Below are 24304 nucleotides of genomic sequence, written 5' to 3' on the forward strand. Positions count from 1 at the left end.
TGGCCGGGCATAGCCGTCCGGAAGGACGGCGTCGCGGCCGCTCGCCTATGCCCAGCCATCCACGTCTTTACGCTGTCGGCGGAGTAAGACGTGGATGCCCGGCACATCTAGCGCGAAGACGCACTTCTGGCCGGGCATGACGATGTGTTGGGTAATCAAACAAGAACACACAGGAAGGAACCACACCCCATGGCGTATGAAACCATCAAGTACGAGGTCGACGATCAGATTCTCACCATCACGCTGAACCGGCCCGACAAGCTCAACGCCTTCAACGGGACCATGCAGCAGGAACTGATCGCCGCATTCGACGCGGCCGACAGCGACGACGATGTTCGCGCCATCATCGTGACCGGCGCAGGCCGCGGCTTCTGCGCCGGCGCCGATCTTTCTTCCGGCGCCAATACGTTCGACCGCGACGCCCGGCGCGGACCGGTGAAGCGGCTCGCCAGCGGCGCCGTCGACTATAGCGATCCCCAGGTGCGCGACGGCGGCGGGCAAGTGACGCTACGGATCTTCAAGTGCCTCAAGCCCGTGATCGCGGCGGTGAACGGACCGGCGGTCGGCATCGGCGTCACCATGCAGCTAGCCATGGACATCCGCATTGCGTCCGAAGCAGCGCGCTTCGGTTTCGTGTTCTCCCAGCGCGGCATCGTGCCCGAGGCCGCCTCGAGCTGGTTCCTGCCCCGCATCGTCGGCATCTCGCAGGCGCTCGAATGGTGCTATTCGGGGCGCGTCTTCCCGGCGCAGGAAGCGCTGGCCGGCCGCCTCGTCAGCAAGGTGGTACCGCCGGACGATTTGCTGCCGACCGCACGCGCGCTCGCCAAGGAATTCGCCGCCAAGACCGCTCCGGTGTCGGTGGCGCTGATCCGGCAGATGATGTGGCGCATGATGGGGGCCGACGATCCGATGGAAGCCCACAAGGTCGACAGCCGCGGCATCTACGCCCGCGGCCGTTCGGAGGACGTGAAAGAAGGTGTGGTCTCGTTCCTTGAAAAGCGCCCGGCGCAATTCAAGAACAAGGTCTCCAGCGACATGCCCGACTATTTCCCGTGGTGGCACGAGCGCGAGTATAGGTGACTGCGCAGCAGTCATTCCGGGGCGATGCGAAGCATCGAGCTGTGGTGCGCAATTGCGTGCCTGAGAAGCTCGAGGTTCCCCGATGCGCAATTGCGCATCCGAGGTCTGGTGCTATGCACCATCCCGGAACGACGGCAGCAAATCATTGCACCATGAGCGCCACGCGCCCGATCGCCTTGCGGTCGATCAACAGCCGCATCGCCTTGGCATAATCTTCCAGCGGCAGCCGGTGCGAGACGTTGGGTCGGATCTTTCCGGCTTCCGCCCATTCCGTCAGCGCCTTGATCCTGACCTCACCCAGAGCTGGATTTCTCCGCACGGCTTCGCCTGCGCGGACGCCGAGCACGCTCGCGCCCTTGATCATCAGAAGATTGGTCTTCGCAAGCCCGATGCCGCCGGTGAATCCGATGATCAAAAGCCTTGCGCCCCAGTTGATACATCGCATCGAATTCTCGAATACCTCGCCGCCGACCGGATCGAACACCACGTCGGCGCCCTGCCCGCCGGTGATGCGCTTGACGGCATCGCGGAACGGCTCCTGGTCGTAACGGATGAGATGATCGGCGCCCCTCGCTTTCGCGATCGCGAGCTTCTCATCGCTCGAGGCAGTGGCGATCACGGTCGCTCCCAACATCTTGCCGATTTCGACGGCGGCGAGCCCGACGCCGCCGCCCGCGCCGTGCACCAGCAATACCTCGCCGGGCTCAAGCCGGCCGCGGTCGATCAGCGCGTGATAGGCCGTGCCGTGACCGGCCAGAAACGTCGCGCCCTCGGCATAATCGAATGTCGACGGCAGTTTTACGAGTTGCGACGGCGTGGCGACGGCTTCATCGGAATAGGCGCCGTGCCGCATCTTGACCATGACCCTGTCACCTAGCGCAACGCCGTGCGCCTCATTGACTTCGACCACGTCGCCGGCGGCTTCGACACCCGACGTGAACGGCAACGGCGGCTTGAGCTGATACTCACCCGCTGCCATCAGGATATCAGGAAAATTGATGCCGGCGGCGCGGATGGCGACGCGTACCTGCCCCGGCACCAAGGCTGCTGCCTCAAACGTTTCCAGGCGCAGGCTCTCGGGCGGGCCAAGCTCGCGGCAGACGACGGCTTTCGGCATCAGGCGGCCCGTGCTTTGAGGCGCTCAAGCGCTTCGCGGATAAGCGGCATCCGGTCGTTGCCGAAATACATGTCGGTCTTGTCGACGAAGATGGTCGGCGAACCAAAACCGCCGCGCGCCATCACCTCATCCGTATTGGCCTTGAGCTGATCCTTGATCGCCTGCTGGCCGATGCCTTCGAAGAACTTGACGTGATCGACGCCCGCCTTCTTGCAGATTTCGGTCAGCACTGAATCCTGCGAGATGTCCTTGTCGGCGCCCCAATAGGTCTCGAATACCGCGGTCGCGAACGGCACCATCTCCTGACCAAGCCAGATGCAGCCGCGCATCGCTTTCACGCTGTTCACCGGAAACACCGTCGGCGGCATCTTGATCGCACGCCCCGCCGAACGCGCCCAGTCGGCGAGGTCCTTCTTCATGTAACGCGCCTTCAACGGCACCGGCGTCTCGCGCTGGGCATAGACGCTCGGATTGACGGTATTGAAAATGCCGCCGACGAGGATCGGCCGCCAATTGATCTCGACGCCAAGCTCCTTGGCGAGCGGCTGGATGTTGTGGAAGGCAAGATAAGTCCAGGGACTGGAGCAGTCGAAGAAGAATTCGAGCATGGGATTTTCCTAAGTGTTTGTTCTTCGCTCATCCTCGTCGTTCCGGGGTGCGCCGCAAGACACAGGCCCGGAATCCATGTTTCCGCGCGGGCTTGGATTCCGGGCTCGCTGCTTCGCGGCGCCCCGGAATGACGGCTAGTTATGGCGCGTAGTGCAGGTCGATCATGGCTCCCCTAGCTGCCGATGTGGGAAATATTCCCCGCGATGGCGACTTTCGTTGTTCTGTACCTCGATCATAAGACGTGGCAGACAGGCGCTCAATCAGAACCGACCGGGAGGTCCCCATGCTGTTTCCAACCACGATCGCAGGCTCTCTGCCGAAGCCGGAATGGCTGGCCGAGCCCAACACGCTCTGGGCGCCCTGGAAATCGAAAGGCGACGAACTCGCCCGCGCCAAGCGCGACGCCACCATGCTGGCAGTGAAACTGCAGGAGGATGCCGGCGTCGACATCGTCACCGAGGGCGAGCAGGCTCGCCAGCATTTCGTCCACGGTTTTCTGGAGAAGGTCGAGGGCATCGATTTCGCCCACAAGGTCGAAATGGGCATCCGCAAAGACCGCTACAAGGCGATGGTGCCGCAGGTGACAGCACCACTGACGCTGAAGGGCCGCGTCCATGCCGATGAAGCCCGCGTCGCCCGCGCCCACACCACCCGCAAGCTGAAATTCACCCTGCCCGGCCCGATGACCATCGCCGACACCGTCGCGGACAAATATTACGGCGACAAGGTCAAGATGGCGTTCGCTTTTGCCGAACTACTCAACAACGAGGCCAAGGCGCTGCAGGCCGACGGCGTCGATGTGATCCAGTTCGACGAGCCCGCCTTCAACGTCTTCATGGATGAAGTCTCCGACTGGGGCATCGAGGCACTGGAGCGCGCCGCCGAAGGCCTGACCTGCACCACCGCCGTGCACATCTGCTACGGCTACGGCATCAAGGCCAACACCGACTGGAAGCAGACGCTGGGCAACGAGTGGCGACAGTACGAGGATATTTTCCCGGCGATCGCCAAAAGCCCGATCCAGCAGGTGGCGATCGAGTGCCGCAATTCGAAAGTGCCGCTGGATCTGCTGGCGCTGCTTCCCGGCAAGGTCGTCCAGGCCGGCGTGATCGATGTTGCCAGCGACACGGTGGAGACCGCCGAGGATGTCGTGAAGGTGATCGAGGCGGTTTCGAAATTCGTGCCGCCAAGCAACATCGTCGCGACCACCAATTGCGGCATGGCACCAATGCGGCGGGACATCGCGGAAGCAAAGCTGGCGGCGCTCGGCGCGGGGGCGAAGCTGGCCAGGCGGAAGTTGGGGTGAGCGTTGCGCAATTCCTACCGCCGTCATGGCCGGGCTTGTCCCGGCCATCCAGGTCTTGGCTTCAGCGGGGCAAGAAAGACGTGGATGCCCGGGACAAGCCCGGGCATGACGAAGAATAGAGCCTGGCTCAAGCCTTCAGTTCCATCGCGCTCGGGTGCAGCACGGGTCGATACCCTGCACCCAGCGCGCGTAGCGTCGATGGCGGTGTCAGCAGCATCGCGTCCCTGATCGCGCCGTCCTCTTTGCTGAAGCCTGCCATCGACCATCGCAACGCCCTGCCCTGCACGATCAAGAAGCTCTCATCACCCTGCTGCACCATCGCGCCATCGGGCAACTGCTTCGCCGGCACCGGTAACGCATGCAACCGCTTCCTGCCGCGCTCCAACCGCTCGCGATGCAACACGCTGTCCATCTCCCGCGCGCGAACATCTGTGACGCCATTGCCCTTCTCCCACGCCGCGCGAAAGCGGTTGGCGTCGTCGCGGCGGCAGAAGAAGCATGGACGATGGCCGGCCGCAAACGCTGTTGCCTCGTCGAGAAAGAACAGTTCGGTCCAGCTCCGCCTGCCCATCACCGGCCGCCGCCAGCCCCTGAACTCGCAGAGGCAGGTGATCCACGCCGGGCTTGACCAGCGCTTTTTCAGCAATGTCCTTGTCGCGGGATCGTGGATGATGCCGCGATTGCCGGTGAACAGGCCACGATGCGGGGTGGCGACGATGTCGCCTGTCGGCGTGACGCGGTTTTGGAGGGGCATGGGCAAGCCTGATCATCGGTCACCGTCATTCCGGGGCGATGCGTAGCATCGAACCCGGAATCTCGAGATTCCGGGTTTGCCTCTTCGAGGCGCCCCGGAATGACGAGCATCTCACGGACGGATCGGCGGCTGGAACGACAACGCGGTGTCCCAGGGAAAATGGATCCAGGTGTCCTGCGACACTTCTGTAATAAACGTATCGACCAGCGGCTTGCCCTGCGGCTTGGCATAGACGGCCGCGAAATGCGCGTCCGGCATCATCGAACGCACCAGCCGCCCGGTCTTGCCGGTGTCGACGAGGTCGTCGACGATCAGCAGCCCCTTGCCGGTGTCGCCGCCGAGCTTTGCCACCTCAGTCGAAACGCCCTTGAGCACGTTGAGGTCGCCCTGCCTGGTGTGGTCGTAGCTCGCGATGCAGACGGTATCGATGATGCGAATGCCGAGTTCGCGCGCCACGATGGCCGCCGGCACCAGCCCGCCGCGGGTAATCGCGATGATGGCATGAAACGGTCCGACCTCGTTGAGCCGCCAGGTTAGCGCCCGGCAATCCCGGTGAAACTGGTCCCAGGAGACCGGAAAGGCTTTCTCCGGCGGCTGAGTGGCTTTGTCGCGCTCCGTCACGAGCGCGCTCCAGAACAATCGGTCACTTTTGTTCTCCTGTATTGCGAACTTCGAAGATCACGCGCAATCGCCGTTATCTCGGGATGCCCGCCAGCATCTCCTTCACCGCGGCCATCGCGGCGTTGAGCTTGTCGGGATCGCGGGAGCGGACGACGAGGTTGGTATTCGGTTTCTTGTCCTCGTCCATGAACGGATAGCTGCCGATGATGGTGTCGGGGTGGGCATTGGCGATCTCGCGCAGCGGGCCGCCTATGTCGCCTTCCCGAGCATTGGCGCGGACCGAATCCGAAAGCATCCGCACCCCCGATTTCAGCTTGGGCGCGACGATATCCATCATCGCCTGCATGATCGATGGGATGCCGGCCATCACGATGACATTGCCGAGCTTGAAGCCCGGCGCCAGGATGGTAGCGCTCTGGATCAACTCGGCGCCGTCGGGCACGCGGGCCATGCGCAGCCGCGCCTCGTTCAGGTCCTGCTCGCTCCAGCGCTCGCGGAACCGCGCCACCACCTCCGGGTGATGGTCGATCCCGACGCCGAACGCTTTCGCGACGCTGTCGGCGGTGATGTCGTCATGGGTCGGCCCGATGCCGCCAGTCGTAAAGACGTAGGTGTAGCGATTCCGCAGCGCATTAAGGGCGTCGATAATGTCGATCTCCTCGTCGGCAACGATGCGAACCTCCTTGAGGTCGATCCCGATATTCGTCAGGTATTCGGCGATGAAGCCGATGTTCTTGTCCTTGGTTCGGCCGGACAGGATCTCGTCGCCAATGACCAGAATACCCGCCGTGACGATCTCGCTCATGACTTCTCCCCACCTGTACCCCTAACTTTGCGCGGCAACGCATTGAAGTCACGGGGGTTTGCTGCCGAAATAAGCACCCGGCAGCCTTTTTTTAGGGCAGCGCGGCAGGCTACCCACACGAAATGCCGCTGGCCAATGCATATCGCGCTGGCCCGAGCCTTGCTACCATCCCGTGAAGTCATGCACTGTGCCGCATGGCTTCGAGAGATAGTCAGGATTTATGGCAGTTGCCTTCGATGAAATGAACGGGCCCGGCGGCGACCTCCGCCCGGCCTATCGGGAGCTCTCCCGCTGGCTGAAGGAGACCCCTCCGGACGCCCTCGAATATCGCCGCCAGGAAGCGGAACTGCTGTTCCGCCGGATCGGCATCACCTTCGCCGTCTATGGCGACGCCGAAGCCCAGGAGCGGCTGATCCCCTTCGACGTGATCCCGCGGATCATGTCGGCCAAGGAATGGACACTGCTGGAAAAGGGCCTGAAGCAGCGGGTCCGCGCGCTCAACATGTTCCTGCGCGACATCTATCACGGCCGCGACATCCTGCGCGCCAATGTCATTCCCGACGACCTGATCTTCCAGAACCCGGTGTTTCGCCCGGAGATGAACGGCCAAAGCGTGCCGCACGACGTCTACGTCCACATCGCCGGCATCGATATCGTCCGGGTCGACGCCGACAATTTCATCGTGCTGGAGGACAACGCGCGGACGCCCTCGGGTGTGTCCTACATGCTGGAAAACCGCGAAATCATGATGCGGCTATTTCCGGACCTGTTCGCCCGCCACCGCGTCGCACCTGTCGAACGCTATCCCGACGAACTGCTCTCGGCGTTGCGCTCGGTGGCGCCGCTCTCCGCTTCGGCGGAGCCCACCGTCGCCCTGATGACACCCGGCGTCTACAATTCCGCCTATTACGAGCACTCCTTCCTCGCCGACAAACTGGGAATCGAGCTGGTCGAGGGCCGCGACCTCATCGTCAAGAACGATGAGGTGTTCATGCGCACCACCGAGGGCCTGAAACGCGTCGACGTGATCTACCGCCGCGTCGACGACGATTTCCTCGACCCCCTGACCTTCCGGCCGGATTCCGCACTCGGCGTCCCCGGCCTGATGTCGGCCTATGCAGCCGGCAACATCACGCTGGCGAATGCCGTCGGCACCGGGATCGCCGACGACAAGGCGATCTATTCCTACATGCCCGAGGTCGTGAAATTCTATCTCGGCGAGGAGCCGATCCTGAAGAATGTGCCGACCTGGCGCTGCCGCGAGCCGAAGGATCTGGCCTATGTGCTCGACAATTTGAGCGAGCTCGTCGTGAAGGAAGTCCACGGCTCCGGCGGCTACGGCATGCTGATCGGTCCCGCCGCGACCAAAGCGACGATCGAAGCGTTCCGCGACAAGCTCAAGCGCGAGCCCGAGGGCTTTATCGCCCAGCCGACACTGGCGCTGTCGACCTGCCCGACCTGCACCGCATCCGGCCTCGCGCCGCGCCATGTCGATCTCAGGCCCTTCGTACTGACGGGCAGCAAGCACGTCACCATCGTGCCGGGCGGACTGACGCGGGTGGCGTTGAAGGAAGGCTCGCTGGTGGTCAATTCAAGCCAGGGCGGCGGCACCAAGGACACCTGGATACTGGACGAATAGAGGGCGAAATTTTCGTATGCTGTCGCGCACTGCCGAAAACCTGTACTGGCTGGCTCGCTATGTCGAGCGCGCCGAATATATCGCGCGCACCATCGACGCGACGTTGCGCGTCACCGCCTTGCCCGCCGCCTATATCGGTAAGACCAACGAGTGGGAATCGGCGCTGCTGACCGCCGGGGTCAGTGCGAGCTTCTACGAGACCTATCAGGAAGCCACCGAGCAGAACGTCGTCGAGTACCTGGCGTTTTCGCCGGCCAATCCCTCCTCGATCAAGAACTGCATCGAGGCAGCCCGGCTCAATTCGCGTTCGGTGCGAACCGCGCTGACATCAGAGATGTGGGACACCATCAACTCCGCCTGGATCGAACTGCAGGAGGTCTGGGGCAAAGGCACTTCCAGCCGCGAGGAACTGGCGCGGTTTCTCCGTTTCGTGCAGGAGACTTCGCTGCGGTTCGACGGCTCGGCCTACCGGACCATGCTGCGCAACGACGCCTACTGGTTCTCCCGCCTCGGCCTGCATCTGGAGCGCGCCGACAACACCGCGCGCATTCTCGACGTGAAGTATCACGTGCTGCTGCCCGAGGAAGAACATGTCGGCGGTCCCCTCGATTACTACCAGTGGACCTCGATCCTGCGGTCGGTGTCGGCGCTGACCGCCTATCACTGGGTCTATCGCGAGACGCTGAAACCGTGGCTGATCGCCGACCTGCTGATCCTCAACGACACGCTGCCGCGGTCGCTCGCAAGCTGCTACAGCAATCTGGTGCGCAACCTCGACCAGATCGGCGTCGCCTATGGCCGCCAGGGCGCCTCCCAGCGCCACGCCCGCGGGGTACGAAACCGGCTTGAACACAGCCATATGGACGATATCTTCCAGCACGGCGTCCATGAATTCATCCAGGAATTCATCGCCGATAATTCGCGGCTCGGTGAGATCATCACCAGGCAGTATTTGATTTGACGTCGTCATTCCGGGATGGTCCGAAGGACCAGACCCGGAATCTCGAGATTCCGGGTTCGATGCTTCGCATCGCCCCGGAATGACGATGCAGAAGAAATAACGGTCAGCCATGCGCCTGCGAATTGCCCATTCCACCAGCTATCGCTACGAGCCGCCGGCCACGGGCGTGATCCAGATCTTGCGCATGACGCCCGGCAGCCATGACGGGCAATATGTCGCCGAATGGCAGATCGACGTCTCCACCGACTCCCGGCTCGACATGCACCAGGACGCGTTCGGCAACGTGACCCATGTGCTCACCCACGGGCCAATCGTTGACCTCACCATCGATGTCGAAGGCCTGATCGAAACCCACGACACGGGCGGCGTGCTGCGCGGTACCGACGAGCGGTTCCCGGCCGGCCTGTTCCTGCGCTCGACGGGGCTTACCGAAGTCAATCCGGCGATGGCGACCTTTGCGCGCGAGCTGCGTTCGGAGTCCGATGGCGACGTGCTCGGCTTCCTGCACGCGCTGATGGTGCAAATCAACGAGCACATGACGTTCGACGAGGACCCGACCAACTCAGGCACGTCGGCGGCGGAGGCTTTTGCGCTCAAGCGCGGCGTCTGCCAGGACTACGCCCACATCTTCATCGCCTGCGCCCGCTCCGGCGGCGTGCCGGCGCGCTTTGTCTCCGGGCACTTCCTGCGCTCCGACGGCACCGTGCACCAGCAGGCCGGCCACGCCTGGGCGGAAGCCTTCGTGCCTGACCTGGGCTGGGTCGGCTTCGATGCCGCCAACGGCCTCTGCACCACCGACGCCCATGCCCGTGTCGCGATCGGGCTCGACTACCTCGGCGCCGCGCCCGTGCGCGGCACCCGCTATGGCGGCGGGGCAGAGACGCTTACGGTCGCAGTCAAGGTCGAACAGGCCGGGCGCCCGGGTCAGTGGCAGAGCCAGTCGCAGTCTTAGCCATAACGCACCTCGCTCCACATCGTCATTCCGGGGCTCGCGACGCGAGAGCCCGGAATCCATCGCAACACAGACACTGCGGTTAGATGATTCCGGGCCTGCGCTTTGCGACGCATCCCGGAATGACGGCGGATATATTATTTATCCAACCATACGTCCTCGAAGCGCAGATTGTTGTACTGGCTGTTGTCGTGCGGCCGAAAGTTCTTCACGTAGGGCTGCCAGCAATTGCCGGCCGATGAGTGCAGGATAATCGGCCGCGCGGCGTCCTCGACCAGCAGCCGCTCGATCTCCCAGACCATTTTCCTGCGCTTTTCCTTGTCGAGCTCGCTCGATTGCGCGGCCAGCAGCCGGTCGACCTCCGCGTTGCAATACTGGGTGTAGTTGCGTTCCGACTTGCAGGAATAGTTCTCGACGATGTTGCCGTCGGGATCGTCGACGCTGACGCCGGTCAAGTTCAGTCCGATCGTGTAATCCTTCTTGGCCAGCCGCGCGTACCAGCGCGGCGTATCGAGAATATCGAGTTCGCTCGTGATGTAGATCTTCTTGAGCTGGTCGGTCAGGATCACGGCGGGATCGCGATAGGTCGGCAGGTTCCGGGTCTGGATCTTGATCTGCAGCGGTTTTACGTCGCTGTAGCCGAGCTTTTGCATGATGGCCTGCGCTTCGGCGATGTTCTTCTCGCTCTCCGGACCATACCCCGTCAGCGACGACACCATGTCAGGCGGCATGCCCCACTCGCCCCCGGGCTTGGCCAGCATCGCCCCGCCCATGCGCGCCATCCCTTCCATCAGGATGGTATTGAATGGCTTGCGGTCCAGCGCCAGCGACATCGCTTTCCGGATATCCGGATTGTCGAACGGCGGGTTGACGCGGTTGACCATCAGATTGATCTGCACTCCCGTCGTCGTCATCTCGCAGATCGCATGCGGCGCGCGCGCCTTCATGTCCTTCATCAGGGGAACGCTGACGTCGGAGGGAAAGGTGATGTCGTAGTCGCCGGTGGCGAACGCCAGCATGCGCGTGGCGCGGCTGTCGATCATCCGGAACGTGATCTCGTCGAGATAGGGCCGGTCCTTCTTCCAGTAATCCGGATTGCGCACCAGGCGCACCGACTCGCCGCGTTTGAATTCGACGAATCTGAACGGCCCGGTGCCAACAGGCTTGGTGCGCATGACCTGCTGCGGCACATGACAGGGATAGACCGGCGAAAACGCGCTCGCGAGCAATACCGGCAGGCTGGGTTGCGGCTCGCTCAGCTCAAACGTTGCCTCATGATCGCCGTTGACGCTGACGTCCTGCAGCTTGGTGTACCAGACTTTTCGCGGATTGCGCTTGAAGTCCTGGGTCTCGGTCTTGCCGATCAGCATCCGCCAGGTGCACTGCACGTCCTTGGCCGTGAACGGCTGGCCATCGTGCCATTTCACCCCCTGCCGCAGCTTGAACGTCAGTTTGGTGTTGGTGGAATCCCATGACCAGCTTTCGGCTAGATCAGGAATGACGGTATCGATGCTCTCGTGGACTTTTGCAGGATCGAACACCACGAGGTTGTTGAAGATCGCCGCGAACGGCGTCACCGAGGCAATCGTCGCTTCCTCATGCAGCGAGGTCGAGGGCGGATTGTCGTTGTGATAGAGCCGGAGCGTGCCGCCCTTCTTCTGCGCCGAGGCGGGGCTTGCAGCAAGCAGTCCGATGCAAAACAGTACGGCCATCGACGCGATTGATCTGCCTGACAAGGTGCTGGCGCGCATGGTGGCCTCCCCCGGGATTCTTGTTCTTATGGGAGAGGCAGCGTGCCGGAGACGGCCGGCCCAATCAATACTCGCAATTGCGATAGTTCGACGCCTCGCAGGCGCCGGCCATTGCCCGAGCCTGCGAGATTTCGGCAGGCGTCATGGTTCCCGAAACCGCACGCAATTCCGCCTTGGCCTTGGCATCGCCGCGCTTGGCGGCAAGGCTGAACCACATGAACGCGCGGGCCGGGCTCTGCGCCGTCCCCTCGCCCTTGCGGTACATCAGCCCGATCTGGGCTTGCGCCTTCGAATTGCCCGCTTCCGCCAGCGGACGGAACAGGCGGATCGCCGGCACATAGTCGCCGCGGTTATAGGCCACCATGCCGTCCTCCCATGGCCCGGCCGGCGCAGGCGCGCTGCCCAGCAACAACGCCACGATCGAGCCGATCAGAGCTGATTTCCGCATGCCTTTCCCCGCCTTCGGTCCGGACAGATTTTACCCGCCGAACACATGCCGCGCCACGGGAATTGGGGTTGGATGCCCCCCTGAAATTGGCTACTAGTTTGGCCGCCCAAAGATCGGACACGTTCGGGGACTTGGAATGACCTATTGTTGCGGAATTCTGGTGCGGGACGGTCTCGTGATGATCGCGGATACCCGTACCAATGCCGGCCTCGACAACGTCTCGACCTTTCGCAAGCTCCATATTTTCTCCAAACCCGGCGAGCGCATCATGGCGATCGCCAGCGCCGGCAATCTGGCGATCAGCCAGTCGGTGCTGTCGACACTGACCGAGGGCGTCGAAGATCCCAACACCGGCGAGGTCGAGACGCTGATGAACGCGCCGACCATGTTCCAGGCGGCGCAGCGCATCGGGCGGGCGATCCGCCTGGTCCATGCCACCGAAGGCCCTGCGCTGCGATCCGAAGACGTCAGCTTCGACGTCTCCTTCCTGTTCGGCGGACAGATCAAGGGCTCGCGGATGCGGCTGTTCATGGTCTACACCGCCGGCAATTTCATCGAATGCACCACGGACACTCCCTATTTGCAGATCGGCGAGCACAAATACGGCAAGCCGGTGCTCGACCGCGCGATGCATTACGACGTCGAACTGTATGAGGCACTGAAGACCGGCCTGATCTCGATGGATTCGACCATGCGCTCCAATCTCGGCGTCGGCCTGCCGATCGACGTTCTGGTGGTGCGTACGGATGCCTGCGAGGCCGATCTCAACCACCGCATCGAGGCGGGCGAGCCCTATTTCCACGATCTGCGCTCGCGCTGGTCGGCAGCGCTACGCGCGGCGCACCAGAATATTCCGAGACCACCCTACAAATCCGAAACAGAAGCAAAAAACTGAAGGCGAGGAAACAAATGGCCGACGCAACAAACAAGATCGCGATCGTCACCGGTGCGGGCACCGGCGTCGGACGCGCGGCATCGCTGGCACTGATGAATGCCGGCTTCACCGTGGTGCTCGCCGGACGCCGCATGGAGATGCTGGAAGAAACCAAGAAGCTCGGCGACAATGTCGGCAAGAGCCTGTGCGTTTCCGCCGACATGACCAACCCCGGCTCGATCGCAGCCCTGTTCGCCAAGGTGATGGACACCTACGGCCGGCTCGACGTTCTCTTCAACAATGCCGGCATGGGCGCGCCCCCGGTGAATTTCGAGGATCTCAGCCTCGAGCAGTGGCAGGCGGTGGTGAACACCAACCTCACTGGGCCGTTCCTGTGCACGCAGCACGCCTTCCGCATCATGAAGGACCAGAACCCGCGCGGCGGCCGCATCATCAACAACGGCTCGATCTCGGCGCACGCGCCGCGGCCGTTCTCGGCGGCCTACACCTCGACCAAGCACGCGATCACGGGTCTCACCAAGGCCTCTAATCTCGACGGCCGCATGTACGACATCGCGGTCGGCCAGGTCGACATCGGCAATGCGGCGACGCCCATGACGGACCGCATGGTCGCCGGCCCCGGTGTGATGCAGCCCGATGGCACGATGAAACACGAACCGCGCATGGATGCGAAGGCGGTCGGCGATGCCGTGGCCTACATGGCCGGCCTGCCGTTAGATGCCAACGTGCTGTTCATGACGGTCATGGCGACGAAGATGCCGTTCGTCGGACGGGGGTAGCAAACCCACTCTCGTCGTCCCTGCGAACGCATGCGAACGCAGGGACCCATACGCCGCGGCGGTTATCGGTAACGAGACGTCTACCGTTCGCGTTCACAAGAGGAATCACGCGGTATGGGGCCCCGCGTTCGCAGCGACGACGTGCCGAAACATCCGTCCCTGACGCGCTCGCCCTACTCCAGCTTCTCCACCTTGCGCAGCGACGGGAACAGCTTCATCCAGAGCAGCGCAATGGCGATCGTGCCGACGCCGCCGAGCACGGCGGCCGGCACGGCGCCGAACAGCGCCGCCGTGACGCCGCTTTCGAACTGGCCGAGCTGATTGGAAGCGTTGATGAACAGGAAATTGACCGCGCCGACCCGGCCGCGCATCTCGTCGGGCGTCGAAAGCTGCACCAGCGAGAAGCGGATCACCACACTGATCGTATCGGCCGCGCCCAGCATCGCCAGCGCCAGCACCGACAGCCAGATCCACTGCGAGAGAGCGAAAATCACCGTCGCCGCGCCGAACACGATCACGGCCTGAAACATCCGCAAACCGATATGGCGGTTGATGGTGTGATGCGCGAGATAGGCGGTCATCAACAGCGCGCCGACCGCGGGTGCAGCGCGCAGCATGCCAAGACCGAGCGGCCCGGCCTGCAGGATGTCGCGCGCATAGATCGGCAGCAGCGCGGTGACACCGCCGAGCAGCACGGCGAACAGGTCGAGCGAGATGGTGCCGAGGATCGCCGGATTGTTGCGGATGAAACGAACGCCGGCAAAGATATCGTCTGCAACTGCATCCTCCGCTTTCGACGGCTCCTGCTTCTTTGTGTGAATGAAGCCGGTCAGAACCGCACCGGCCAACCAGAACACGACAATGACGAGATACGGCAGGCTCGGTGCCAGCACGTAAGCCAGCCCGCCGAGCGCCGGCCCGGCGATGGTCGCGACCTGGGCTGCGCCGGAGGAGATCGCGGTCGCCCGCTGCACCGAGCCTTTGGGCGCGATCAGCGGCAGCAGCGCGGCTGTGGCCGGGCTCTCGAAAGCGCCGGCGATCCCGATCACGAACGTGCCGATGAAGATCTGCACCTCGGTGAGCCAGCCGGCAAAGGTGGAGACCGCCAGGAACAGCGCAGCCATAGCTTCTGCGAGCTGGCAAAGCTGCACCACGCGCTTGCGCTCGAACCGGTCGGCGGCGTGGCCGGCCACGAAAACCAGGAGCGCCGTGGGCAGGAATTGCACCAATCCGACCATGCCGAGATCGAAGGCGCTGCCGGTGATGTCATAGATCTGCCAGCCGATCGCGACCGCCGCGATCTGGCTGGAAAACCGCGACAGGCTGCGCGACAACAGGAAGAACAGGAACGGGGCGTGCCTGAGCAAATCGCGGGCGCCCACCGGCATCGTCAACGACATGGCAAGAGCGGTGGCCGAGCGCGGTGCAGATGTCAACGGAGGGACCCGCAACACGGCATTGCGCGGGGGCGTGGCGCTGGCATAATCGCTCCCGGGGTTGGCGGGGGATTCATGCTGCAATTGCAATCGGCGTTTGGCGTGCTGGCGTTGCTGGCGATCGCATGGGCGCTTGGCGAGAACCGCCGCGCCGTTTCGTTGCGGCAAATCGCGGTTGGCCTGGCCGCCACCGTCGTTACCGCGCTGGTGCTGCTCAAGCTGCCGCCGGTGGCAAGGGCGTTCGGCGCCATCAACGACGCCGTCAACACGATCTCGGCGGCGACGCGCGCCGGCACTTCCTTCGTATTCGGCTATCTCGGCGGCGGCGCCCTGCCGTTCGACCTCAAGGCGCCGGGCGCGGAATTCATCCTGGCGTTTCAGGCGCTGCCGATCGTGCTGGTCATGAGCGTTCTGACCACGCTGCTGTTCTACTGGCGCATCCTGCCGCCGATCGTGCGCGGCATGGCGTGGCTGCTGGAACGCACGCTCGGCGTCGGCGGCGCGGTGGGCCTGTCGACCGCGGCCAATATCTTTCTCGGCATGGTCGAGGCGCCGCTGTTCATCCGCCCCTATCTGGCGCAGCTCACGCGCAGCGAATTGTTTCTGGTGATGACCGGCGGCATGGCCGGCATCGCCGGCACCGTGCTGGTGCTCTACGCCACCTTCCTCGCCCCCCTGATCCCGGATGCGGCGGCGCATTTTGTCATTGCCTCCGTGCTGGGCGCGCCGGCGGCCATCCTGGTCAGCCTGATCATGGTGCCGGAGACCTCGGACAAGCGCACCGGCGGCGCACTGGCCGGTGATCCTGACATGCATGCATCCTCCACCATGGACGCGATCGCCAAGGGTACCGCAGCCGGGCTCGAACTGCTGCTCAACATCGTCGCGATGTTGCTGGTACTGGTCGCGCTGGTTTATCTCGTCAATGCGATCCTCGGGTTGTTGCCCGAGATCGGCGGCGCCAAAATTTCGCTGCAGCGGCTGCTCGGGCTTCTGATGGCGCCGGTGTGCTGGCTGATGGGCCTGCCCTGGCCGCAGGCGATCACGGCCGGCAGCCTGATGGGCACCAAGACCGTGCTCAACGAACTGATTGCCTATCTCGAGCTTTCGAAACTCGGCACGGATGCGCTCGACCCGCGCTCGCGGCTGATCATGCTCTATGCGATGTGCGGCTTTGCCAATTTTGCCAGCCTCGGCATCATGATCGGCGGCCTCGGCACGATGGCGCCGGAGCGGCGCGACGAGATCAATGCGCTGGGGCTGAAGTCGATCGCCTCGGGCACGCTAACGACGTGCCTGATGGGCGCGATCGTGGGAGTGATGACGTAGCGGTCATTCCGGGGCGTCCGAAGGACGAGCCCGGAATCTATCGGGCCGCAGGCAAATGGCGAGATGGATTCCGGGCTCGCGCTACGCGCGCCCCGGAATGACGGCGAGAGTTAACTCGCCAATTCCACCGTCTTGAACTCTGCCGGCAAAATCACTTCGAGCAATTCGACATCGTCGGAATAATCCATGATCAGATGCCTGATGCGCGGCGGCTGGGTCCAGGCGCTGCCTTCCTTCATCAGCGTCTCGCCCTGCCCTTCCATGTAGGTCTTCACCCAGCCCTTGAGCACGTAGACCATCTGGAATTCGACGTCGTGGTAATGCAGCTTTGAAACTTCCGCCGGATTGCAGGGACCTTGCAGGCGGATCACATGCGCCTGCGCCAAACCGTGCGTCGCGTCCGCGATTCCGAGATCGCGATACTTCGCGTAGGTGCGCAGGCCGTCGGCTTTGAAATCCTCTTCGCGGTGATGGCTGATGGCGATTCGCTGCTTCGGCCGCGCCTTGTTGGCCGGTTTCGACTTGGCCGCCGGCGCGACCCTCGCCTTCGACTTGACGGCCTTGCGGGCTGAAGTCTTGCGGGCTGAAGATTTCGCCGCCGTCTTGTGACCCGACCATTTCTTCTTCACGGCGGGCTGCGCCGCGGGGCGTGATGCCGCCTTCTGCTTGGCCATTGGTGCCTCCCTTTTGTTGATGACGGGAGGCTAACACAGAATTTTTTTGTAGGGTGCGCAAAGGCGCGCATGCGCCGTGCCCACCATCAGGAGCGAGATCTACGTTGGCATGGTGGGCACGCTTCGCTCTGCCCACCCTACAGCGCCGGCGCAAGCCTCAATGCAGCCTGAACACGCCGTCGACCGCGCGCAGCTCGGCCGGCTTGATCAGCTTGGAGTGCGCGACCGTCACGGAAAACAGCGGGCCATCAAGCTTTTCCTGCCAGAAAACGAGGAAATCCTTCAGCGCCGGGAATTTCGGAAACATATCGTAATTCTGCCAGATATAGGTCTGCAGCAATGAGGGATGATCCGGCATCCGATACAGGATTTGCGCCGTCGTCAGCCCGTAACCCAGCACCTGCTTCCGGAAGTCGTCGGAAGCGACTCCAACCCGCGAGACCATGCCAATACCTCCAATTAAGGAGCGCATTGTCGTGGTGGCCACACACCGAGCCACCCCGGCGGAGATGCGCTCACATGAGAGAAATGTGACGCACGATACCAACCCATCACAAGCCTAAATGTTTAATGAACTGTTGAAAATTCGCGCGTTAGCAGCAGCTTACCGCACGTGCTAATACGGGGTCGGACGCCCGGCCCGCCGGATTAATCATGATTAACGAAATTGGCAGGCGTCATATTTGAGTGCCAATTTTTCTGCTAGAAGGCCTTGTCCCCCGAACAAGTCTGGCCTAAATCAGCCGCAGCCGAGCTGGCACTCGCTGGCCCGGACTGCCAAAATTTCCAATTCTGATAACATCTTCAGAAACTTAGGAGGACTGCATGAACTTCCGTCCGCTTCACGACCGCGTCGTGGTCAAGCGCATCGACGCCGAAGAGAAGACCGCTGGCGGCATCATCATTCCGGACAGTGCCAAGGAAAAGCCCTCCCAGGGCGAAATCGTCGCCGTGGGCCCGGGGGGCCGCGACGAAGCCGGCAAGCTGATCCCGATCGACCTCAAGGTCGGCGACCGCGTCCTGTTCGGCAAATGGTCGGGCACCGAGGTCAAGATCGACGGCCAGGAACTCCTGATCATGAAGGAGTCCGACATCATGGGCGTGCTCGACGTTACCTCCGCCAAGAAGAAGGCCGCCTAAGCGCTTCGCCTGCAACGCTCACCCTGAGGAGCGCCCGCAAGGCGCCTCCCCGACAGGGTGAGAGACAAGCATCAACTCAGGGAAATCCAATATGTCAGCCAAAGAAGTCAAATTCGGCGTCGACGCCCGCGACCGCATGCTGCGCGGCGTCGACATCCTCAACAACGCCGTCAAGGTGACGCTCGGTCCGAAGGGCCGCAACGTCGTGCTCGACAAGTCGTTCGGCGCTCCCCGCATCACCAAGGACGGCGTCACCGTCGCCAAGGAGATCGAGCTCGACGACAAGTTCGAGAACATGGGCGCGCAGATGGTGCGCGAAGTCGCCTCCAAGTCGGCAGACGCTGCCGGCGACGGCACCACGACTGCGACCGTTCTCGCCGCTGCGATCGTTCGTGAAGGCGCCAAGTCGGTTGCCGCCGGCATGAACCCGATGGATCTGAAGCGCGGTATCGACCTGGCGGTGGAAGCCGTGGTCGCCGACCTCGTCAAGAACTCCAAGAAGGTCACCTCGAACGAGGAAATCGCCCAGGTCGGCACCATCTCCGCCAACGGCGACGCCGAGATCGGCAAGTTCCTCGCCGATGCCATGAAGAAGGTCGGCAACGAGGGCGTCATCACGGTTGAAGAAGCCAAGTCGCTCGAGACCGAACTCGACGTCGTCGAGGGCATGCAGTTCGACCGTGGCTACATCTCGCCCTACTTCGTCACCAACGCCGACAAGATGCGCGTTGAGATGGACGACGCCTACATCCTGATCAACGAGAAGAAGCTCTCGTCGCTGAACGAGCTGCTGCCGCTGCTCGAAGCCGTCGTGCAGACCGGCAAGCCGCTGGTCATCGTCGCGGAAGACGTCGAAGGCGAAGCGCTCGCCACCCTCGTCGTCAACCGTCTGCGTGGTGGTCTGAAGGTCGCAGCCGTCAAAGCGCCGGGCTTCGGCGATCGCCGCAAGGCCATGCTGCAGGACATCGCCGTTCTGACCGGAGGTCAGGCGATCTCGGAAGATCTCGGCATCAAGCTCGAGAACGTCACCCTGCAGATGCTCGGCCGCGCCAAGAAGGTGATGATCGACAAGGAAAACACCACCATCGTCAACGGCGCCGGCAAGAAGGCCGACATCGAGGCGCGCGTGCAGCAAATCAAGGCGCAGATCGAGGAAACCACCTCGGACTACGACCGTGAGAAGCTGCAGGAGCGTCTGGCCAAGCTCGCGGGCGGCGTTGCCGTGATCCGCGTCGGCGGCGCGACCGAAGTCGAGGTGAAGGAGCGCAAGGATCGCGTGGATGACGCGATGCATGCGACCCGTGCGGCGGTTGAGGAAGGCATAGTGCCGGGCGGCGGCGTCGCCCTGCTCCGCGCCTCCGAGCAGCTCAAGCGCATCAAGACCCAGAACGACGACCAGAAGACCGGTGTCGAGATCGTGCGCAAGGCGCTGTCCGCGCCGGCCCGCCAGATCGCGATCAACGCAGGCGAAGACGGCTCCGTCATCGTCGGCAAGATCCTCGAGAAGGAGCAGTACAATTACGGCTTCGACTCGCAGACCGGCGAATACGGCAATCTGGTCTCCAAGGGCATCATCGACCCGACCAAGGTTGTTCGTGCGGCGATCCAGAACGCGGCCTCGGTCGCGGCTCTCCTGATCACCACCGAAGCCATGATCGCCGAACTGCCGAAGAAGAACGCCGGCGCCGGCGCCGGCATGCCTCCGGGCGGCGGCATGGGCGGCATGGACTTCTGATCCAGCCATTCTGGCGATATTTAAGGAATGCAGAACCCCGGCAGCGATGCCGGGGTTTTGTTTGAGCAGGCGGTGCGGGACGACCGCTACTGCGCAGTGAACGCCAGCGCCCGTCGCACCGTCACGCTGAAAAAATTCGCAACGTCACGCTGACGAAAAGATTTCACGCTCGCTGGGATATCCTTGTTATGCACACCACTCCGCAAATATACGATGGTGTATGTTGACATTCTCAAAAAATAATTTGCGCGAGAGTCGCAAACCGAACCGACAGCCCGAGTTTTCGTGGGGCACAGTAACGTCGGGGCTGGATCAAGGCTCATCCAAAATCTGATCGAACACGGAGCGCGAGCTCTCGTGACGCGGGCGAGCGTTGCGGGGAATGCTTTCGCCTGGGAGGAGAATTGTGCCGTGAGTGAAAGTGAAGCGAAAGTCACGCTGAACGCGACGGAAGCGGGTGAGCCGACCAGGAAGCATTTCAGCAACGTTCTTCATCGAGCCGGCTAACAAAGCCGCGCTCAACGTCCAAGGTTCATTTGAGGAGGGATCCGGCCGGTAGGAATAAGCCCAGTAGCGAGCATGAGCCCCACTGCCCGATGCTCGGTCACACAAGGTGCGCGATGCCCCCCAAGTAACCCGCACCGACACGAGGCGAACTCCAACCGGCCGGTGCTTTTCCGCAAGAGACAACAAAAACAATTTCCAGGGAGGGCGACATGGGTATGGTCATGGTCAAGTGTCCGCAAACCGGGCACGCGATTCCCACCGGCATCAAGACTGATCGTGAGAGCTTTGGGCGCAGCGCGGTGTTTTTCTCGCGCACCCGTTGTCCGATTTGCCGCGCCGATCACGCCTGGTTCGCGCGGGAAGCCTGGGTCGACGAGCCGAGCATCCGGGTCCGGCGCCGCAGCGCGAACTCGCTAGCTTAAGCTTCGATACAGATCAGGCTGTCATCGCGATGGGGGGATACCATGGCGCGAATGCAAATCTCGACTGAAACCTCCACCTGGTTGCTGCAGGCCAGGGATTTTCTTTACGAAGCGCGACGGCTGAAGCCGGGTCCTGAGCGCAATGATCTGCGCCAGACGGCGAAGGTGCTGCGAGAGATTGCGAGGCTCGAGGCGGCATCCGAGCAAGCATCCGGCCGAGATTGGCGGCAGAGAACCGGATCGGGCGGAGAAGCCGCTGTTTGATGCGGCTCTCCGGGAATGCCGCAGCGGCAAGTCCCGATGCGAAAGGTCGAGCGGTTGCGCGGACAGGCGCTCACATGGCACCGCCCGATTTGATCCCTGGAATGCGCCGGTCTTCGGACAGAGCCGCCGCGCGAGATCGGGCCAAATTCGCCGCGAACATCTCCTCGACTTCGAGATGCATGACGTTGTGACATTCGCACGCTGCCGCCGCGAGCCGCGCCGGATCGATCTCGATCAGGCCTCGTCGATCGGACCTGATCGCTCCGCGCGCGCGCAGATTGCGCATCAGGAGCGTCACGGTCGTACGTCGCACACCGAGTATTTGCGAGAGCGCCTGCTGTGTGAGCGGGAGCACATCATGGTCGACGCGGTCGCGAAGCTGAAGCAGCCAGCGGGCCATGCGCGCTTCGACCGGGTGAAGCGCGTTGCAGGCCGAGCCGAGCTGAAGCTGCTTCAGCATCGCCTTGACGTGAATCTGGACCGCGTGCCGTATCGCAGGGCTCCGGTTGAAAGCGGTGTGAAATCGCGATGCGGGTATCCGGGCGGCGGTGCCGGCCGCACGAACGACCGCGGTATTGTCTGCAGACGACGGCCCGAGCACCGAAAGAATACCTACCGCCCCTTCGCGCCCGACTGCGGCGATGGCAACCGTATGCCCGTCCGCCATCTCGATCATCAGCGAGATGGCGCCGCTATAAGGGAAGAAGACGTACTCGATCGCGTCGCCCGCCCGCGAAATAACCGCGTCCTGATCGAGCTCGATCACCTCGAGCTCAGGCTTCAGCAGGTCGAGATCCGATGCCGGCAATGCTGCAAGAAGGCGATTCCCTATTCCCGCAGAAGGCTTCACTGCGGGGAACACCCGGTGAAGCGTCCGCGACCATCGCCATTTGGAGCGTCCCGGAACGGCGGCCTAAACATGAGCTTAAATCTGCCTTCTCTATACACGCTCACTCAAACAAACTCGCACTCTAACAACAAACTCCAAACGCTTGGGCGAGCCAGGCTGCTCGCCTAGCCCTAAGAGTTAGATGCAAATGAGCTTTCGGACGCAACCATAAAATATGCATGGGTAACACCGTAAGCTTACGGGATTGTGCGGTTCCATTCCGGCGCACGGCAGACCAGCTAGCGCTTGAAATAGCGACTTTTGCTTCTCAATGAGCGGCGCAGCCATGAGATCCGCGTCGAGCGTTGCGGCGCCGGCGTTGTAATGCAGCCACTGGTGTCACGCTATTGCACCACCGTGCCGATCCGCCCGTGGCGAATGGCAGGCTGCGCGCCGTTGCTACCGGCATCGATGGAAAAGAACATCATGCCCAGGCGACCGATGACATTCTCCTCGCTCCCTTCGAAATCCCCGATGCGCTCGCGCCTGACAGCCGTACCGGTCGTCGGGTAGGCAAAGGCGCAATAGCGCCGCGCCCACCATCCATCGCCAATCGTCCATCTTGATCGTGGGCACGCTGTCGCCTTGCCCACCGTACGGCCTACTGAAATGCGACTTCGGCAAAGCTTCTGAGCTTGCGCGAATGCAGGCGCTCGGATTCCTGGTGCTTGACCCGTTCGAGCGCCTTCAGGCTGATCTCCAGATGCTGACCGACGCGTCGCCGGTAGAATTCGCTGGCCATGCCGGCGAGTTTGATTTCGCCGTGCAGCGGCTTGTCGGAGACGCACAGCAAAGTGCCGTAGGGGACGCGGAAGCGATAGCCGTTGGCGGCAATCGCCGCGGACTCCATGTCGAGCGCGACAGCGCGGGATTGCGACAGCCGTCGAATGACCGACGGCCCGCTGATTTCCCAATTGCGATTGTCGACACTTGCAACTGTTCCGGTGCGCATCACCCGTTTGAGCTCAAAGCCGGTCAGCCCGGTAACCTCGCCGACCGCTTCCTCGAGCGCGACCTGCATCTCGGCAAGCGCTGGGATCGGGACCCAGAGCGGCAGCTCATTGTCGAGCACGTGATCCTCGCGGACATAGCCATGCGCGAGTACGTAGTCGCCGAGCCGCTGCGTATTCCTGAGGCCCGCGCAATGCCCCACCATCAGCCAGGCGTGCGGCCGCAGCACCGCGACGTGGTCGGTGACGTTCCGCGCATTGGACGGACCGGTACCGATGTTGATCAGGGTAATGCCGCGATAGCCGGGCTCGACGAGATGAAAAGCAGGCATCTGTGGCGCGCGTTCGGGGGTAATCCCGGTCGTGCCGCCGCCAAGCCGCGCATTGCGCGTGATCGCATTCCCGGGCGCAACAAAGGCATCGGGGCCTGTCTCGCCCGATGCGAGGCGGTGCTGGCACAGTTGCACGAAGGCATCGACATAAAACTGGTAGTTCGTGAAGATCACGAAATTCTGGAAATGCTCAGGATCGGTGCCGGTGTAGTGATAGAGCCGGCGCAGCGAGTAATCGACCCGCGCCGCACGGAACAGGGACAGGGGCTCGGGTGCCCCGGGGGGCATCTCGAATGTGCCGTCGGCGATCGCATCGTCCATGGCAGCAAGATCGGGCGTATCGAACACGTCGCGCAGCGTTCGCGTAAAGGCCGAGCTGTCGGCAATCGTCAGCGCCGCCTCGATGTTGATGTCCCGCCGATAGGCGAAATGAATCGGAATGGGCTCGTTCGACTCGCCGATTTCAACCGGCACGCCGTGGTTCTTGACCAACAGCTCGATTTGCTCGGTGAGATAGGTGCGGAAGATATCCGGCCGCGTCACGCTGGTCTCATGCACGCCCGGCCCCGCGACAAAGCCGTAAGCGAGACGCGAATCGAGCCGTGCATGGGTCGAGGTCGTCATCCGCACAAACGGATAACAGGCTCGAACGCGCGTCGTGAACGCCCCGCCATTGACATAGGCTTCAAAGCGATCGCGAAGGAACCGGGTATTGCGCTCGTAGATCTCTTCGATACGGGCAACGGCCGCACCGGCATCGACGAATGCTTCGGTCGCGAACGGCGGTGGAGTTTCGACGAGCATTGCGGAACACATGTCGTTTCGCGCCAGATTGGTTGTCGAGCGGGGACTCACTCTGGATCAGCAAATATAACCACAATCGAGTCTCGTTCCAGACTCGTCGTCTGG

At 62.7% G+C, this 24304-nt stretch carries 25 protein-coding genes; 12 read left to right on the top strand and 13 right to left on the bottom strand.

Going from position 1 to position 24304, the window contains the following annotated elements:
- Nucleotides 1–189: 189 nt before the first annotated feature.
- On the top strand, nucleotides 190–1080 hold the full coding sequence (locus tag V1288_RS33500) for a crotonase/enoyl-CoA hydratase family protein (RefSeq protein WP_334361056.1): 891 nt from the start codon (nucleotides 190–192) through the stop codon (nucleotides 1078–1080).
- Between the two features lie 142 nt (nucleotides 1081–1222).
- On the opposite strand, the gene V1288_RS33505 is transcribed toward V1288_RS33500, so the two are convergent.
- Nucleotides 1223–2197 (bottom strand): NADPH:quinone oxidoreductase family protein, encoded by a 975-nt coding sequence (locus V1288_RS33505; protein ID WP_334361057.1) that lies wholly within the window; start codon nucleotides 2195–2197, stop codon nucleotides 1223–1225.
- A complete protein-coding gene (locus V1288_RS33510) occupies nucleotides 2197–2805 on the bottom strand; it encodes a 2-hydroxychromene-2-carboxylate isomerase (protein ID WP_334361058.1) in 609 nt (202 codons plus the stop codon). The genes V1288_RS33505 and V1288_RS33510 overlap by 1 nt, the downstream gene beginning before the upstream one ends.
- A gap of 284 nt (nucleotides 2806–3089) precedes the next feature.
- Here V1288_RS33510 and V1288_RS33515 point away from each other — a divergent pair, with 284 nt between their 5' ends.
- Nucleotides 3090–4112 carry a methionine synthase gene (locus V1288_RS33515; RefSeq protein ID WP_334361059.1) on the top strand — a complete coding sequence of 341 codons (1023 nt, stop codon included), beginning with the start codon at nucleotides 3090–3092 and terminating at the stop codon, nucleotides 4110–4112.
- Between the two features lie 127 nt (nucleotides 4113–4239).
- On the opposite strand, the gene V1288_RS33520 is transcribed toward V1288_RS33515, so the two are convergent.
- The 3 genes from V1288_RS33520 to V1288_RS33530 form a co-directional block, all read right to left on the bottom strand.
- The gene (locus V1288_RS33520; protein ID WP_334361060.1) at nucleotides 4240–4866 is read right to left on the bottom strand and encodes a hypothetical protein; all 627 of its coding nucleotides are present in this window, start codon (nucleotides 4864–4866) and stop codon (nucleotides 4240–4242) included.
- A gap of 111 nt (nucleotides 4867–4977) precedes the next feature.
- On the bottom strand, nucleotides 4978–5487 hold the full coding sequence (gene gpt / locus V1288_RS33525; protein WP_334361061.1) for a xanthine phosphoribosyltransferase: 510 nt from the start codon (nucleotides 5485–5487) through the stop codon (nucleotides 4978–4980).
- Nucleotides 5488–5560: 73 nt separating this feature from the next.
- Nucleotides 5561–6292, bottom strand: coding sequence for a competence/damage-inducible protein A (locus V1288_RS33530; protein WP_334361062.1), 732 nt, complete (start codon nucleotides 6290–6292; stop codon nucleotides 5561–5563).
- A gap of 220 nt (nucleotides 6293–6512) precedes the next feature.
- On the opposite strand from V1288_RS33530, the gene V1288_RS33535 reads away from it, so the two are divergent.
- The 3 genes from V1288_RS33535 to V1288_RS33545 all read left to right on the top strand — a co-directional run bounded on the left by V1288_RS33535 (nucleotide 6513) and on the right by V1288_RS33545 (nucleotide 9844).
- Nucleotides 6513–7931 carry a circularly permuted type 2 ATP-grasp protein gene (locus V1288_RS33535; RefSeq protein ID WP_334361063.1) on the top strand — a complete coding sequence of 473 codons (1419 nt, stop codon included), beginning with the start codon at nucleotides 6513–6515 and terminating at the stop codon, nucleotides 7929–7931.
- A gap of 16 nt (nucleotides 7932–7947) precedes the next feature.
- The gene (locus V1288_RS33540; RefSeq protein WP_334361064.1) at nucleotides 7948–8892 is read left to right on the top strand and encodes an alpha-E domain-containing protein; all 945 of its coding nucleotides are present in this window, start codon (nucleotides 7948–7950) and stop codon (nucleotides 8890–8892) included.
- 109 nt (nucleotides 8893–9001) lie between these two features.
- Nucleotides 9002–9844 carry a transglutaminase family protein gene (locus V1288_RS33545; RefSeq protein ID WP_334361065.1) on the top strand — a complete coding sequence of 281 codons (843 nt, stop codon included), beginning with the start codon at nucleotides 9002–9004 and terminating at the stop codon, nucleotides 9842–9844.
- Between the two features lie 137 nt (nucleotides 9845–9981).
- Here V1288_RS33545 and V1288_RS33550 read toward each other — a convergent pair whose 3' ends face one another.
- The gene (locus V1288_RS33550) at nucleotides 9982–11595 is read right to left on the bottom strand and encodes an ABC transporter substrate-binding protein (protein ID WP_334361066.1); all 1614 of its coding nucleotides are present in this window, start codon (nucleotides 11593–11595) and stop codon (nucleotides 9982–9984) included.
- 64 nt (nucleotides 11596–11659) lie between these two features.
- Complete coding sequence (locus tag V1288_RS33555) at nucleotides 11660–12043, bottom strand: tetratricopeptide repeat protein (protein WP_334361067.1); 384 nt, start codon at nucleotides 12041–12043, stop codon at nucleotides 11660–11662.
- A gap of 136 nt (nucleotides 12044–12179) precedes the next feature.
- Here V1288_RS33555 and V1288_RS33560 point away from each other — a divergent pair, with 136 nt between their 5' ends.
- Entirely contained in the window at nucleotides 12180–12938 is a 759-nt protein-coding gene (locus tag V1288_RS33560) for a proteasome-type protease (RefSeq protein ID WP_334361068.1), read from the top strand.
- A 14-nt stretch (nucleotides 12939–12952) separates the two neighbouring features.
- Nucleotides 12953–13717, top strand: a complete 765-nt coding sequence (locus tag V1288_RS33565) for an SDR family oxidoreductase (protein WP_334361069.1) — start codon at nucleotides 12953–12955, stop codon at nucleotides 13715–13717.
- 173 nt (nucleotides 13718–13890) lie between these two features.
- On the opposite strand, the gene V1288_RS33570 is transcribed toward V1288_RS33565, so the two are convergent.
- Entirely contained in the window at nucleotides 13891–15117 is a 1227-nt protein-coding gene (locus tag V1288_RS33570; protein WP_334361070.1) for an MFS transporter, read from the bottom strand.
- A 111-nt stretch (nucleotides 15118–15228) separates the two neighbouring features.
- Here V1288_RS33570 and V1288_RS33575 point away from each other — a divergent pair, with 111 nt between their 5' ends.
- On the top strand, nucleotides 15229–16482 hold the full coding sequence (locus V1288_RS33575; protein WP_334361071.1) for a NupC/NupG family nucleoside CNT transporter: 1254 nt from the start codon (nucleotides 15229–15231) through the stop codon (nucleotides 16480–16482).
- Nucleotides 16483–16592: 110 nt separating this feature from the next.
- On the opposite strand, the gene V1288_RS33580 is transcribed toward V1288_RS33575, so the two are convergent.
- Both V1288_RS33580 and V1288_RS33585 read right to left on the bottom strand, forming a co-directional pair.
- Entirely contained in the window at nucleotides 16593–17156 is a 564-nt protein-coding gene (locus V1288_RS33580; protein WP_334361072.1) for a cupin domain-containing protein, read from the bottom strand.
- A 157-nt stretch (nucleotides 17157–17313) separates the two neighbouring features.
- Entirely contained in the window at nucleotides 17314–17601 is a 288-nt protein-coding gene (locus V1288_RS33585; RefSeq protein WP_334361073.1) for an usg protein, read from the bottom strand.
- A gap of 380 nt (nucleotides 17602–17981) precedes the next feature.
- Here V1288_RS33585 and V1288_RS33590 point away from each other — a divergent pair, with 380 nt between their 5' ends.
- The 4 genes from V1288_RS33590 (at nucleotide 17982) to V1288_RS33605 (ending at nucleotide 20960) form a co-directional block, all read left to right on the top strand.
- The gene (locus V1288_RS33590; protein WP_334361074.1) at nucleotides 17982–18296 is read left to right on the top strand and encodes a co-chaperone GroES; all 315 of its coding nucleotides are present in this window, start codon (nucleotides 17982–17984) and stop codon (nucleotides 18294–18296) included.
- A gap of 91 nt (nucleotides 18297–18387) precedes the next feature.
- Nucleotides 18388–20031, top strand: coding sequence for a chaperonin GroEL (groL, locus tag V1288_RS33595; protein WP_334361075.1), 1644 nt, complete (start codon nucleotides 18388–18390; stop codon nucleotides 20029–20031).
- 27 nt (nucleotides 20032–20058) lie between these two features.
- Entirely contained in the window at nucleotides 20059–20184 is a 126-nt protein-coding gene (locus tag V1288_RS33600) for a hypothetical protein (protein ID WP_334361076.1), read from the top strand.
- Between the two features lie 563 nt (nucleotides 20185–20747).
- Nucleotides 20748–20960 (top strand): hypothetical protein, encoded by a 213-nt coding sequence (locus V1288_RS33605; protein ID WP_334361077.1) that lies wholly within the window; start codon nucleotides 20748–20750, stop codon nucleotides 20958–20960.
- Nucleotides 20961–21294: 334 nt separating this feature from the next.
- Here V1288_RS33605 and V1288_RS33610 read toward each other — a convergent pair whose 3' ends face one another.
- The 3 genes from V1288_RS33610 to V1288_RS33620 all read right to left on the bottom strand — a co-directional run bounded on the left by V1288_RS33610 (nucleotide 21295) and on the right by V1288_RS33620 (nucleotide 24211).
- Nucleotides 21295–22074, bottom strand: a complete 780-nt coding sequence (locus tag V1288_RS33610; protein WP_334361078.1) for a Crp/Fnr family transcriptional regulator — start codon at nucleotides 22072–22074, stop codon at nucleotides 21295–21297.
- 383 nt (nucleotides 22075–22457) lie between these two features.
- Complete coding sequence (locus V1288_RS33615; RefSeq protein ID WP_334361079.1) at nucleotides 22458–22706, bottom strand: hypothetical protein; 249 nt, start codon at nucleotides 22704–22706, stop codon at nucleotides 22458–22460.
- 8 nt (nucleotides 22707–22714) lie between these two features.
- A complete protein-coding gene (locus tag V1288_RS33620; RefSeq protein ID WP_442893893.1) occupies nucleotides 22715–24211 on the bottom strand; it encodes an AMP nucleosidase in 1497 nt (498 codons plus the stop codon).
- Nucleotides 24212–24304 lie beyond the last annotated feature (93 nt).

The sequence above is a fragment of the Bradyrhizobium sp. AZCC 2176 genome, assembly GCF_036924645.1.
Taxonomy (GTDB): Bacteria; Pseudomonadota; Alphaproteobacteria; order Rhizobiales; family Xanthobacteraceae; genus Bradyrhizobium.

Bases quoted from the DNA above. Each gene is read 5' to 3' on its own strand.
- V1288_RS33515 (WP_334361059.1), top strand. From the start codon at position 3,090: ATGCTGTTTCCAACCACGATCGCAGGCTCTCTGCCGAAGCCGGAATGG.
- V1288_RS33500 (WP_334361056.1), top strand. From the start codon at position 190: ATGGCGTATGAAACCATCAAGTACGAGGTCGACGATCAGATTCTCACC.
- V1288_RS33530 (WP_334361062.1), bottom strand. From the start codon at position 6,292: ATGAGCGAGATCGTCACGGCGGGTATTCTGGTCATTGGCGACGAGATC.
- V1288_RS33505 (WP_334361057.1), bottom strand. From the start codon at position 2,197: ATGCCGAAAGCCGTCGTCTGCCGCGAGCTTGGCCCGCCCGAGAGCCTG.
- V1288_RS33545 (WP_334361065.1), top strand. From the start codon at position 9,002: ATGCGCCTGCGAATTGCCCATTCCACCAGCTATCGCTACGAGCCGCCG.
- V1288_RS33600 (WP_334361076.1), top strand. From the start codon at position 20,059: ATGCAGAACCCCGGCAGCGATGCCGGGGTTTTGTTTGAGCAGGCGGTG.
- V1288_RS33555 (WP_334361067.1), bottom strand. From the start codon at position 12,043: ATGCGGAAATCAGCTCTGATCGGCTCGATCGTGGCGTTGTTGCTGGGC.
- V1288_RS33560 (WP_334361068.1), top strand. From the start codon at position 12,180: ATGACCTATTGTTGCGGAATTCTGGTGCGGGACGGTCTCGTGATGATC.
- V1288_RS33550 (WP_334361066.1), bottom strand. From the start codon at position 11,595: ATGCGCGCCAGCACCTTGTCAGGCAGATCAATCGCGTCGATGGCCGTA.
- groL (WP_334361075.1), top strand. From the start codon at position 18,388: ATGTCAGCCAAAGAAGTCAAATTCGGCGTCGACGCCCGCGACCGCATG.
- V1288_RS33570 (WP_334361070.1), bottom strand. From the start codon at position 15,117: ATGTCGTTGACGATGCCGGTGGGCGCCCGCGATTTGCTCAGGCACGCC.
- V1288_RS33540 (WP_334361064.1), top strand. From the start codon at position 7,948: ATGCTGTCGCGCACTGCCGAAAACCTGTACTGGCTGGCTCGCTATGTC.
- V1288_RS33510 (WP_334361058.1), bottom strand. From the start codon at position 2,805: ATGCTCGAATTCTTCTTCGACTGCTCCAGTCCCTGGACTTATCTTGCC.
- V1288_RS33565 (WP_334361069.1), top strand. From the start codon at position 12,953: ATGGCCGACGCAACAAACAAGATCGCGATCGTCACCGGTGCGGGCACC.
- V1288_RS33605 (WP_334361077.1), top strand. From the start codon at position 20,748: ATGGGTATGGTCATGGTCAAGTGTCCGCAAACCGGGCACGCGATTCCC.
- V1288_RS33535 (WP_334361063.1), top strand. From the start codon at position 6,513: ATGGCAGTTGCCTTCGATGAAATGAACGGGCCCGGCGGCGACCTCCGC.
- V1288_RS33575 (WP_334361071.1), top strand. From the start codon at position 15,229: ATGCTGCAATTGCAATCGGCGTTTGGCGTGCTGGCGTTGCTGGCGATC.
- V1288_RS33620 (WP_442893893.1), bottom strand. From the start codon at position 24,211: ATGTGTTCCGCAATGCTCGTCGAAACTCCACCGCCGTTCGCGACCGAA.
- V1288_RS33580 (WP_334361072.1), bottom strand. From the start codon at position 17,156: ATGGCCAAGCAGAAGGCGGCATCACGCCCCGCGGCGCAGCCCGCCGTG.
- V1288_RS33520 (WP_334361060.1), bottom strand. From the start codon at position 4,866: ATGCCCCTCCAAAACCGCGTCACGCCGACAGGCGACATCGTCGCCACC.
- V1288_RS33590 (WP_334361074.1), top strand. From the start codon at position 17,982: ATGAACTTCCGTCCGCTTCACGACCGCGTCGTGGTCAAGCGCATCGAC.
- V1288_RS33585 (WP_334361073.1), bottom strand. From the start codon at position 17,601: ATGGTCTCGCGGGTTGGAGTCGCTTCCGACGACTTCCGGAAGCAGGTG.